This is a genomic window from Blautia sp. Marseille-P3201T, from assembly GCF_900120295.1.
In the GTDB taxonomy this organism is placed as follows: Bacteria; Bacillota; Clostridia; order Lachnospirales; family Lachnospiraceae; genus Blautia.
This window is the reverse complement of record NZ_LT635470.1, coordinates 218,611-230,694: the sequence shown is the minus strand read 5'-3', so window position 1 is coordinate 230,694 and position 12,084 is coordinate 218,611. Positions and strand designations below refer to the sequence as shown.

10 protein-coding genes are annotated in these 12,084 nt (G+C 38.1%); all 10 read right to left on the bottom strand.

The features are described from left to right. Positions 1–38: 38 nt before the first annotated feature. Complete coding sequence (locus tag BQ7352_RS09435; RefSeq protein WP_072448978.1) at positions 39–1,019, bottom strand: ABC transporter ATP-binding protein; 981 nt, start codon at positions 1,017–1,019, stop codon at positions 39–41. Continuing rightward, the gene (locus tag BQ7352_RS09430; RefSeq protein ID WP_072448977.1) at positions 1,012–2,019 is read right to left on the bottom strand and encodes an ABC transporter ATP-binding protein; all 1,008 of its coding nucleotides are present in this window, start codon (positions 2,017–2,019) and stop codon (positions 1,012–1,014) included. The genes BQ7352_RS09435 and BQ7352_RS09430 overlap by 8 nt, the downstream gene beginning before the upstream one ends. A 7-nt stretch (positions 2,020–2,026) precedes the next feature. Further along, complete coding sequence (locus BQ7352_RS09425) at positions 2,027–3,109, bottom strand: ABC transporter permease (protein WP_009246305.1); 1,083 nt, start codon at positions 3,107–3,109, stop codon at positions 2,027–2,029. A 15-nt stretch (positions 3,110–3,124) separates the two neighbouring features. Then, positions 3,125–4,036 (bottom strand): ABC transporter permease, encoded by a 912-nt coding sequence (locus BQ7352_RS09420; RefSeq protein ID WP_009246306.1) that lies wholly within the window; start codon positions 4,034–4,036, stop codon positions 3,125–3,127. 336 nt (positions 4,037–4,372) lie between these two features. Next, positions 4,373–6,043 (bottom strand): M3 family oligoendopeptidase, encoded by a 1,671-nt coding sequence (locus BQ7352_RS09415; RefSeq protein WP_072448976.1) that lies wholly within the window; start codon positions 6,041–6,043, stop codon positions 4,373–4,375. Between the two features lie 16 nt (positions 6,044–6,059). After that, positions 6,060–6,530, bottom strand: coding sequence for an SsrA-binding protein SmpB (smpB, locus tag BQ7352_RS09410; RefSeq protein WP_072448975.1), 471 nt, complete (start codon positions 6,528–6,530; stop codon positions 6,060–6,062). A gap of 3 nt (positions 6,531–6,533) precedes the next feature. Then, a complete protein-coding gene (rnr, locus tag BQ7352_RS09405; protein ID WP_072448974.1) occupies positions 6,534–8,732 on the bottom strand; it encodes a ribonuclease R in 2,199 nt (732 codons plus the stop codon). A 51-nt stretch (positions 8,733–8,783) separates the two neighbouring features. Next, positions 8,784–9,020, bottom strand: a complete 237-nt coding sequence (gene secG / locus BQ7352_RS09400; protein WP_072448973.1) for a preprotein translocase subunit SecG — start codon at positions 9,018–9,020, stop codon at positions 8,784–8,786. Positions 9,021–9,075: 55 nt separating this feature from the next. After that, complete coding sequence (gene eno, locus BQ7352_RS09395) at positions 9,076–10,398, bottom strand: phosphopyruvate hydratase (protein WP_072448972.1); 1,323 nt, start codon at positions 10,396–10,398, stop codon at positions 9,076–9,078. Between the two features lie 108 nt (positions 10,399–10,506). Beyond that, a complete protein-coding gene (gene gpmI / locus BQ7352_RS09390; protein ID WP_072448971.1) occupies positions 10,507–12,048 on the bottom strand; it encodes a 2,3-bisphosphoglycerate-independent phosphoglycerate mutase in 1,542 nt (513 codons plus the stop codon). Positions 12,049–12,084: the final 36 nt, after the last annotated feature.

Sequence of the window (12,084 nt, the reverse complement as noted above, 5' to 3'; positions counted from 1 at the left end):
CATTTATTATACAAAATTCCTGCTGGAATGTTGTATCACTATTTATTCCAGCATGCAACCTGATGTCCGTTACCTCTGTCAGTTAATGTCGGACATTCTTTTGCACACTGCTCTGTTGCATATTTGCAACGTGTACGGAACGCACAGCCTGTCGGCATGTGCAGAGGACTTGGTACGTCACCTTCCAGAATAATACGCTGTCTTTCCTTTGCCATCTTTGGATCCGGATAAGGTACTGCGCTTAATAAGGACTGTGTATATGGATGAATTGGACTTGCATTTAATTCATCTGCATCTGCAATTTCAACCACACGTCCCAGATACATAACTGCAATTCTATCTGAAATATGATGTACAACCAATAAGTCATGGGCGATAAACAAATAAGCAATTCCCAGCTTATCCTGAAGTTCTTCAAACATGTTGATAACCTGTGCCTGAATAGATACGTCAAGAGCACTGACCGCCTCATCACATATAATAAACTTTGGATTTGTAGCCAATGCTCTGGCAATTCCGATACGCTGACGCTGACCGCCGGAAAACTCATGTGCATATCGTGTCGCATGCTCTGCATTTAATCCTACTAATTCCATAAGATGTAAAATCTTATCACGTCTTTCGCCCTTAGAAGTATATAATTTATGTACGTCTAAAGGTTCGCCGATAATATCCTCTACTGTCATACGTGGGTTCAGAGAAGAATATGGGTCCTGAAAAACCATCTGCATATCTTTTCTCATAGACTGAATACTTTTTTCATCTACACGCTGACCATTGTAAAAAATATCACCGCCGGTTGGTTTATATAAATGTAACAGAGAACGTCCTACTGTTGTTTTACCACAGCCGGACTCTCCTACCAATCCCAAAGTTTCTCCCGGTTTGATTGCGAAGGATACGCCGTCTACCGCTTTTAAAGGAATTGTTTTTCCAAAACCTGCTTTAATTGGAAAATACTGTTTCAGATTATTTACTTCTACCAGATATTCTTTATTTGGTACGAAATTATCACTCATTACTTCCGGCTCCTTTCTGGTTCTCCATAAGTTCTTTTACGCTGAGCCAGCAAGATGCAAAATGTCCGTCTGGCATCTGTACTTCCGGTGCCTGTTCCTCAAGACAAATTTTCATTGCATTTTCACATCTCGGACAGAAAGCACAGCCTTTTGGCATATTTAATAAGTTAATCGGTGTTCCCGGAACCGGAACCAGCTTTTCTCCGATACGGTCGATGTTCGGAATAGAACGAAGCAGACCTTTTGTATATTCATGCGCCGGTCTGTAAAAGATATCTTCTGCTGTACCACGTTCACAAACTCTTCCGCCGTACATAACGATGATTTCATCACACATATCAGCGATAACACCTAAGTCATGCGTAACCATAATAATTGCCATACCCAATTTTTTCTGAAGACTCTGCATCAGCTCCAAAATCTGAGCCTGAATGGTAACGTCAAGCGCTGTTGTCGGTTCATCGGCAATCAGGATATCCGGTTCACATGCAAGCGCCATAGCAATCATAACCCTCTGACGCATACCGCCGGATAATTCGTAAGGATACTGTTTGATACGTTTTTCCGGTTCGTTTACACCTACTAAAGTCAACATTTCCACTGCACGGGCTTCTGCTTCTTTTCCTTTGCGTTCTGTATGTAACTCAATAGCTTCTTTTAACTGGTTTCCAATTGTAAAAACTGGATTTAAGCTAGTCATAGGATCCTGGAAAATAATGGAACAACATTTTCCACGGAACGCTCTCATCTGTTTTTCTGAAAATTTTGTAATGTCTTCACCTTTAAATAAAACTTCACCCTGTTTGATGCTTCCGTTTTTCTCCAGAATTTGCATAATGGAATATGCAGTAACACTCTTTCCGGAACCGGACTCACCTACAATACCAAGGATTTTCCCTTTATCCAGATTAAAGGAAACGCCGTTTACGGCCATTACTTCACCTTTCTCTGTTGTAAAGGAAGTACAAAGATTTTTTACTGAAAGGATTGTCTCGCTCATTTTTCTATTACCTCCTTAATTTTGGATCGAACGCATCACGCAGACCGTCACCAATCAGGTTAAAGGAAAGAGTGATAAGACCAATCATCAGTGCCGGGAAAATCAGTTTATAAGGATACGCTGAAATACCTGCACGAGCCGCATTTGCCAGAGAACCAAGAGAAGGCATTGGCGCCTGAACACCCAGACCTACGAAGCTTAAGAAGCTCTCTGTAAAAATAGCGGAAGGAATTTGTAATGCTGCGGAAATAATAATAACGCTGACACAGTTTGGAAGAATATGTCTGCGGATAATTCTTCCCGGTTTTGCGCCACTTACTTTTGCAGCAAGTACGTATTCATTCTGTTTAATTGTAAGGATCTGACCTCTTACCATACGAGCCATACTGGTCCAGTATAAAAGACCGAATACAATAAACAGAGAAATCATATTGGTACCCAGCTTGCTAAGCGCCGGAATTGCATCCAAGTTCAAGGTTTCACGAAGCACTACGGATAACAGAATAATCATCAGCATATCCGGCAGGGAATAGATAATATCCACTATTCGCATCATGACCAAGTCGACCTTGCCGCCGAAATATCCGGAGACACTTCCGTAGATAACACCGATTAGCACAACGATACAACTTGCAAATACACCTACCAACAGGGAAATTCTTGTTCCGTATACAACACGTACAAAATAATCTCTACCCATTTCATCAGTACCCATAATATGAGGGAATACTTCACCGCCGTCTTTCATATATTCCTTTTCTAAATCAGAATACTGGAACGGAGCCATATTTGCCGCTGTTTTGTCACGCTTACCGTTTACGGTAACAATCTGTGAATATTTATACGGTACAACGTATGGTGTAATTACAATAGTAAGGATAATTAAAAGCAATACAATAATACTTCCTACTGCCAACGGGTTTTTCATCAGCTTGCGCATACCGTCTTTAAAGAATGTGGAGGACTCACTCATAACCTCCTGCTGTCTCTTTTCTTCATCTGTTGCCTTTTCAAATTTACTCAGGTCTACCTGAAAGCTAAAAGGAGATTTTTTAGGCATCTGATCCAAATTTTTATTTGTATTTTCCATGTCTTATGTCTCCTCCTAATCTAATTTAATTCTTGGATCAATGAGTTTATATACAATATCTGTAATCAAGTTCATTGTAACCATCAATACTGCAAGGAAAATAGTTACACCCATAATAAGCGGGTAATCTCTGTTGATAATACTGTCAACAAATTTTGCGCCAAGTCCGCCGATTGTAAAGATTTTTTCTACAACCAAGCTACCTGTAAGAATTGCTGCTGTCATCGGACCTACGTATGTAACAACCGGAATAAGAGCATTTCTCAATGTATGTTTAAAAATAACCTTCCACTGTGCAACACCTTTTGCTCTGGCTGTACGCACATAATCCTGTCCCATTGCATCCAGCATACTTGTTTTTGTAAGACGTGTGATATAAGCCATAGGGTAAGCTGCCAATGCAATTACCGGAAGAATATAATTCTGATTATCAGGACTCCATACAGGAACCCATTTCAGCTTAATGGAAAATACCAAAAGCAGGAGAGAACCTAATACAAAGCTTGGAAGCGATGTAAACAATGTGGAGAAGAAAATAATCAATCTGTCAGGAAGTCTGTTTCTGGTCAGTGCAGCAATGCTTCCTAAAACCAATCCGAAGATAATCGCTGTTACTACCGCCATAAGTCCCAGCTTCGCTGAAATCTTAAAAGATGTGAAAATTGTTTCTCCGATATCACGTCCTGTTTTTGTAGAGATACCAAAATCACCTTGGAAAATATTTCCCATATAAATTACAAACTGTTCCGGAACCGGTTTGTCAAGGTTATATCTCTTTTCTAATGCCGCTTTTACTTCTGGTGTCGTTGCTTTTTCACCATCAAACGGTCCACCCGGAATTGCATTCATTGCAAAAAATGTGATTACGCATACAATAAAGATTGTTGCGATTGCAAGTAAAATTCGTTTAACAACATATTTTGCCATTACAACGTACTCCTTTTCCTTTATATTTCTTGTAACTTCAGGTCTGCTCACACATCTGTCTTTATAGGAAAGACATTCGATGTAAAATAATAATCCAATGCTTTTACATTAGATTTCATTCACACCAGCACTTTAATCAACTGAATTTACGTATACTAGGTATTATATAGTCTTCGATTGAATTCGTCAATCTTTTTTCTCAGGAATTTTGCATGAAAATTCACTTTTGTTTATATTTTGTTTATTTTTTATAAAATTTATTTAATTTTACAGATATTTATATTACTTTTTAAAAAGGAAAAGTACTTCAAAAGTACTTTTCCCTCTCTGCCGTCTCTAACAGTTTTTCAAATTCTCCACAATTTTGGCAAGTACCCCACTTTTAAATGGTGTTTCCAATCCTGCTTCTTCTAAAAGCTCTGTGTGGAATTTAGATGCAGACATTTTGCATAACTTCAAATAGCTCTTCCATGCAGCTTCTCTGTCTTTATCCATCCAGATTTTATATTCAAAAGCACAAAGTTGGGCAATCACATAATCAATATAATACAGAGGAAAACTGTAGATGTGGTGCTGTTTCTGCCAAAAGCATCCATTTTCGAAAAATTCCAGTCCATCATAAAACAGATGTGGTTTATAAACCTTTTCCAAATCCTTCCATGCCTGTTTTCTCTCCTGTGGTGTCAATTCCGGATTATCATATACTATATGCTGGAATTCATCTACCATGCATCCATAAGGAACAAATATCACTGCATCTTCTAAATGCATATCTGTATATTCCTGTGCTGTTTCTTTTCCAAAAAACAGCTTGTACCAGGGTTCTGTAAAGAATTCCATGGACATCGAATGAATTTCTGCTGTTTCCATTCCAATATCAGCATGTTCCCGAATAGGATCTGCTGCTGCAAGATATCCCTGAAAAGCATGACCGCACTCATGTGTCATAACGTCTACATCACCGCTGGTTCCGTTAAAGTTAGCAAAAATAAACGGAGCTTTATAATCAGGAATGTATGTCATATAACCGCCTACTGCTTTTGTTTTTCTTCCAAAAACATCCAGCAGCTCATTTTCCATCATAAAATCAAAGAATTCCTTTGTTTCAGAAGAAAGTTCTTCATACATTCTCTGCCCTGCCTGTAAAATTTCTTCCGGAGTCCCTTCCGGCTGTGGATTTCCTTTTGGACTATATACTACTTCATCTGCATAAGAAAGCTTTGACAATCCCAGACGTTCTTTTCTTTTTTCAAAAATACTTTCTGCAAAAGGAACCCAGACTTCTTTTACCTGACATCTTAAATTTTCAATTTCTTCTCTTCCATAGCAGTTTCTCTGCATACGCAGATATCCCAGAGGTGTATAAGTTTCAAATCCCAGCTTTTTTGCCTGTAAAGTACGATTTTTTACCAATTTATCATAAAGCTCGTCTAACTTATCCTGAATACTTAAAAAGAATTCATTTTGTTTTTCCTGCGCTTCTCTTCTTATCTTGGCATCTTTATGCTTCAGATATGGTGTCAAAAGAGAAAGATTTAAAGTTTCCTCTCCCCATGAAATTTTAGCGCTTGCCAAAAGTTTCTCATACTCTGTCACCAGTGTATTTTCTTCCTGCATAAGTGGAATAATTTCTTCTGATACAGATTTCATGGCAATTTCCATGTTTTTAAAAGCCACTTGTCCGATTTTTTCTTCCAATACCTCTCTGTACGGAGAATGGAACAAAATCTTCTGGTATTCTACACACATATTTGAATATTCCGGAATTTGCTCATCATAGTAATTCTGTTCTTTTTCGTAAAATTCATCTGTAGTATCAATGGTATGACGGATAGAACAAAGTGTTACCTGTGTTTGAATTTTATCGTTTAACTGATAAAACATCTTGTGAATTTCAAACTGTTCTTCTCCATTCTTCGCAGCTTTTGATTTTTCCATAATTTCTGAAAGCTCTGCTTTTGCCTTTACAAAATCAATTCTTTCGTAGGGCATATCTTTAAATTTCATTCTGTTTTCCTCCCATTTAATATAGATTTTTCACTTTAAACTCTCTCTCTGTTTCTCTTCTCTGATCTTTTTGGGCAATATCCTGACGTTTATCGTACAATTTCTTTCCTTTTGCCACTCCCATTTCTACTTTGACCAGACTTCCTTTAAAATACACTTTTAAAGGTACTAAAGTATAACCTTTTTCTCTGATTTTCCCTTCTATTTTACGTATTTCATAAGAATGAAGCAAGAGTTTTCTCACACGCAAAGGGTCCTTATTAAAAATATTCCCCTTCTCATAAGGACTGATATGCATACCATAAATAAAGACTTCCCCTTTTTCAATCTGGATAAAAGACTCTTTAATACTGCACTTTCCCATACGCAGCGATTTTACTTCTGTACCTGCCAAAGCAATTCCCGCTTCATAGGTATCTTCAATAAAATAATCATGATAGGCTTTTTTATTATTTGCAATCAGGCGATTTTCTGATTTTTTTGCCATATCCTACTCCATCCTTTCTATTTTAAAATCTACTGTCTTTGTATTCTCATCTGCATTTTCTACCCAGACTTTCACCCTTTGTCCCATAGTATACGTTCTGCCTGTCATATCTCCTACAAGACAATATCTGTCTTTATCAAAACTGTAATAGTCATCTGTGAGAGTGTTTACATGTACCAGACCTTCTACCGTATTATCTAATTCTACATAAAGTCCCCATTCTGTCACACCGGAAACAGTTCCTTCAAAAGCTTCCCCTATATGTTGTTTCATATATTCTGCTTTCTTCATCTTCACAGTTTCACGTTCTACTTCTTCTGCTCTTCTCTCCATGGCACTGGACTGCCTTGCTACTTCTTCCAAAATTTCTTTATAGTGCTGAACTTTTGCTTCTGTCATTTTACCTCTGAGCGTTTCTTTGATAATCCGATGTATCTGTAAATCCGGATAACGTCTAATCGGTGAAGTAAAATGGCAGTAATATTTTGCTGCTAATCCAAAATGTCCGGTATCCTCCACAGTATATTTCGCCTGTTTCATAGAACGTAAAATCAATCTTGCAAAGAAAGGCTCACATTCCATTCCTTCCATCTCTTTTAAAATTTTCTGAACTTCTTTGGGAGAAATTTCTTCTTTCCCTTTCCTCACTTTTATCCCTGCCTGATGAACCATCTCAAGAACAACTTCCATTTTTTCCATGTCAGGAGTTTCATGGGTTCTGTATACAAAAGGCAGCCCCAACATACAATATTCCTCTGCTACAGTTTCATTAGCAGCCAGCATAAAATCTTCAATTAATCTGGTAGCCACATTCTGTTCATAGGGATAAATATCGACCACTTTTCCATTTTCATCCAAAACCAGCTTACTTTCCGGAAAATCAAAGTCAATAGCGCCTCTTTTCTTTCTTCTGTTTCTAAGAAGTTCTGATAACTCCTTCATTTGAAAGAACATAGGTAAAAGTTCTTCATAACGTTTTGCAAGTTCCTCATCTTCCTGTAAAAGAATTTTTTTCACATCTGTATAACTCATTCTTTCTTTTACGTGAATTACACTCTCTACAATACGATGAGAAACTACTCTGCCCTTTTTGTCAATATCCATCAGACAGCTAAGCGCCAGTCTGTCTTCCCCTGCATTTAAAGAACAAATTCCATTGGAAAGCTTTTTGGGCAGCATGGGAATAACCCGGTCTGCCAAATACACACTGGTACCTCTTTTTAAAGCTTCTTTATCTAAGGCACTGTTGTACTGTACATAATTGCTTACATCTGCAATGTGTACACCTAAATGATAGAATTCTTCATCTTTTGTAAGGGATACGGCATCATCCAGATCCTTTGCATCTTCTCCATCTATGGTTACCATAACAACATCTCTTAAATCTTCTCGCCCGTAAAAGTCCCCTTCATTTAAGGTTTCTTTTATACGATCTGCCTGTTTTAACACCTTTTCAGGAAATTCCATGGGCAGTTCATAACTTTTTGCCACACACAAAACGTCCACACCACATTCTCCCGGTTTTCCTAGAATTTCAATAATTTTCCCTTCCGGAGAGCGTCTTTTATTTCCGTGGTCTTTGATTTCTGCAAGGACTTTATCTCCATCTTCTGCTGTCAGTGATTTTCCTGCGGGAATAAACACATCTTTTAAAAAACGCTGGTTATCCGTAACTACAAACCCAAAGCCATCACATTGCTGATAGGTTCCTACAACTTCTCTTGTGCCTCTTTCCAGCACTTTAACAACTTCACCTTCACATCTTTTACCATCTTTACCATCTTTTTTCACGATAATTTGCACGGTATCACCATGAAGCGCTGTGCCAATACCTTCTTCCGGAATAAAAATATCCTCTTCTGCCTCTGGAATTTCCAGAAATCCAAAACCTCTGGGGTGACTGATAAATGTTCCTGTGTAATACTGCCCCTTTTTCCTCTCGGTTTTAATCTGTTTTTTCCCTGTTTCTTTTTCCCTCTTTACATTGCTATTTCTAATTGCTTCATATCTGCCTCTTTTATTAATACTTATTTTTCCCTCTTCCAGAAGCATATCTAAAATCTTATGAAGCTCTTCCCTCTTTCCTGCTGGAATTTGAAGGAGTACCGCCAACTCTTTTGCACGCATTGGCTGATATTCTTTACAGCACATAATTTCATATACAATTTTTTTTCTTTTTTTAATTTGTTGATTTTTTTTCAATGTTTTTATCCTCAAAAAAGATGACACCCTTGCAATGCAAGAGTGCCATGATTAAAATTTCAAATTCAATACTAAAGCTAACACAAAGAACAATACACCAAGAATTTTTGTTACTTTTACTAAAGTACCTTCCATGGAGCGTCCTTTATTTTTTCCCCAGTAAGTTTCAGACATACCAGAAAGGCTGCCAAGTCCCTGAGATTTTCCCTCCTGCATCAGAATGATTACAGATAATGCAATACAATCTATAATGAAAAGCACAGTTAAAGCAATTCTTAAATATTCCATCGTTACACCTCCTAATTGCTAAGCACTACAAGTGTAACACAGGAACTTTGCAATTTCAACTATTATTTTTCATAAATGGATTTCTATACCAGGCATTTTCACTTAAATCATCTTCAATCTCCAGAAGGCGGTTATACTTTGCTGTTCTCTCCGCTCTGCATGGTGCTCCTGTCTTTATCTGACCTGTTCCCATTGCAACTGCCAGATCAGCAATAAAAGTATCTTCGCTTTCCCCTGAACGATGGGAAATAATGGCACGATACCCTGCTTTGTGCGCCATATCTACTGCTTCCATAGCCTCTGACAGACTTCCAATCTGATTGACTTTAATCAAAATGGCATTTCCCGCACCCATTTCAATTCCTTTTTGAAGACGTTTTGTGTTTGTAACAAACAAATCATCTCCCACTAATTGTACTTTATCTCCCAAACGCTGTGTCAGTTTTACCCAACCTTCCCAATCTTCTTCACAAAGTCCGTCTTCAATAGATACAATGGGAAATTTCTCCAAAAGTTGTTCGTAGTAATCAATCATTTCTTCTGCACTTTTAATAATTTTTTTCCCTCGCATAAAACTCTGTCCCGGAAAATAATACATACCGTCTTCGTAAAGCTCACTTGCCGCCACATCCAGAGCAAAAGAAATCTCTTTTCCCGGTACATACCCTGCTTCTTTTACTGCTCGTACCATATACTCCAATGCATCTTCTGCTCCTTTTAAATCCGGTGCAAAGCCGCCTTCATCACCTACGGCTGCTGACAAGCTTTCTGACTTTAAAATTTCTTTTAATTTATGATATACCTCCGCACACATACGAAGTCCTTCTTTAAAACAACATGCATCTACAGGCATAATCATAAATTCTTGAAAATCCACAGTATTATCTGCGTGTTTTCCTCCATTTAAGATATTCATCATAGGAACAGGCATGCAATGTGCCTGACAGCCTCCCAAATATTGATACAGAGGAATTCGAAGAGCCTTTGCAGCTGCGTCAGCCGCTGCCAAAGATACTCCCAAAATGGCATTTGCCCCCATTTTCTCTTTATTTTCCGTTCCGTCCTCTTGTTTCAGCAATGTATCAATATGCCTTTGTTTTAAAACATTTTCTCCTAAAATACACTCTGCTAATTTATCGTTCACGTTCTCTACTGCTTTTAAAACGCCTTGACCGCAGTATCGCTTTTCTTTATCTCTCAGCTCTAAAGCCTCATACTTTCCTGTGGAGGCGCCTGATGGAACAATGGCTTTTCCTGTATATCCGTCTTTCCCCACAATCCCTTCTCCTACTGTTACTTCTGTCTCCACTGTGGGATTGCCTCTGGAGTCCAGCACTTCTCTGGCGTAAACCTGTCTGATCGGTAAATAACGATTCATGGTATAACCTCCTGTTTTTTCATTTCCAATGTTAGTATTCGCATTCACCGATTTTTCATTCAATGAAATAAAAGAAACTGCCTTTTCAGCAGTTTCTTTTAAAATTTTTTATTTTTTAATTAACAGAGATTTTCCTGTCATTTCTTTTGGCTGTTCCATGCCCATCAGCTCAATCAGTGTAGGAGCGATATCTGCAAGGCATCCGCCTTCTCTTAAATCATAAGAAGGATCTGCGTTTACTAAAATGAACGGAACAGGATTTGTAGTATGTGCTGTAAACGGAGCACCTGTTTCATAGTCTACTAACTGCTCTGCGTTTCCGTGGTCTGCACAGATAAACATCTGTCCGTCAACTTCTTTAATTGCATCCACTGTTTTTCCTACGCATTCATCCACTGCTTCAATAGCTTTGATTGCAGCTGCTTCCACACCTGTATGTCCAACCATGTCTGGATTTGCAAAGTTAATGATAATCACATCATATTTGTCAGATTTAATTGCATCTACCAGTTTGTCACATACTTCATAAGCGCTCATTTCCGGTTTTAAATCGTAAGTAGCAACTTTTGGAGACTTAACCAGAATTCTGTCTTCTCCTTCATTTGGTTCTTCCACACCGCCGTTGAAGAAGAAAGTAACATGAGCATATTTCTCTGTCTCCGCAATACGTGCTTGTTTTTTGCCATTTGCAGCTAAAAACTCACCAAATGTATTTGTGATTGCTACCTTATGGAAAGCAACTTCCTTATTTGGGATAGTTGGGTCATATTCTGTAAAGCATACAAAAGTTAAATCTAATTTCTTTTCTCTTGCAAATCCTGTAAATTCATCATCGCAAAAAGCTCTTGTAAGCTCTCTTGCTCTGTCAGGACGGAAGTTAAAGAAGATTACAGAGTCTTTATCCTGAATAGTTCCTACCGGTTTACCATCTTTTACAATTACAGTCGGCATTACGAATTCATCTGTTTTTTCTTCTTTATAGGATGCTTCTACTGCTGCTGCCGGACACTCTGCCTGTACACCTTCTCCTTTTGTCATTGCATTAAATGCCAGTTCTACACGTTCCCAGCGATTATCCCTGTCCATTGCATAGTAACGTCCCATAACAGAAGCAACCTGACCTACGCCCAGTTCTTTCATCTTATCGCAAAGCTGTTCTACATATCCTTTTCCGCTTGCAGGAGGTGTATCCCTGCCATCTAAGAAGCAGTGCACAAATACTTTGGAAAGTCCTTCTTTTTTTGCTAATTCCAAAAGACCAAATACATGAGTTAAATGGCTGTGTACACCACCATCAGATAATAATCCGAACAAGTGCAGTGCAGAATTATTTTCTTTTGCATTTTTTACTGCTTTTAATAAAGCTTCATTTTTGAAGAAATCTCCATCTTCGATTTCTTTTGTAATTCTTGTAAGCTCCTGGTAAACAATACGTCCTGCACCCATATTTAAGTGACCTACTTCAGAGTTTCCCATCTGTCCGTCAGGAAGTCCTACTGCCATACCGCTGGCATTTCCTTTTACAAAAGGATACTGTTCCTTTAACATATCCATTACAGGAGTTTTTCCTTCACATACTGCATTTGCTTCACATTTGTCATTTAATCCGTATCCATCAAGGATCATTAACACGGTTGGTTTTTTACTCATAATATTTCTCCCTTCTAAATCTATATAATAGAAATA

Bases quoted from the DNA above. Each gene is read 5' to 3' on its own strand.
- BQ7352_RS09435 (WP_072448978.1), bottom strand. From the start codon at position 1,019: ATGAGTGATAATTTCGTACCAAATAAAGAATATCTGGTAGAAGTAAAT.
- BQ7352_RS09430 (WP_072448977.1), bottom strand. From the start codon at position 2,019: ATGAGCGAGACAATCCTTTCAGTAAAAAATCTTTGTACTTCCTTTACA.
- BQ7352_RS09425 (WP_009246305.1), bottom strand. From the start codon at position 3,109: ATGGAAAATACAAATAAAAATTTGGATCAGATGCCTAAAAAATCTCCT.
- BQ7352_RS09420 (WP_009246306.1), bottom strand. From the start codon at position 4,036: ATGGCAAAATATGTTGTTAAACGAATTTTACTTGCAATCGCAACAATC.
- BQ7352_RS09415 (WP_072448976.1), bottom strand. From the start codon at position 6,043: ATGAAATTTAAAGATATGCCCTACGAAAGAATTGATTTTGTAAAGGCA.
- smpB (WP_072448975.1), bottom strand. From the start codon at position 6,530: ATGGCAAAAAAATCAGAAAATCGCCTGATTGCAAATAATAAAAAAGCC.
- secG (WP_072448973.1), bottom strand. From the start codon at position 9,020: ATGGAATATTTAAGAATTGCTTTAACTGTGCTTTTCATTATAGATTGT.
- eno (WP_072448972.1), bottom strand. From the start codon at position 10,398: ATGAATCGTTATTTACCGATCAGACAGGTTTACGCCAGAGAAGTGCTG.
- gpmI (WP_072448971.1), bottom strand. From the start codon at position 12,048: ATGAGTAAAAAACCAACCGTGTTAATGATCCTTGATGGATACGGATTA.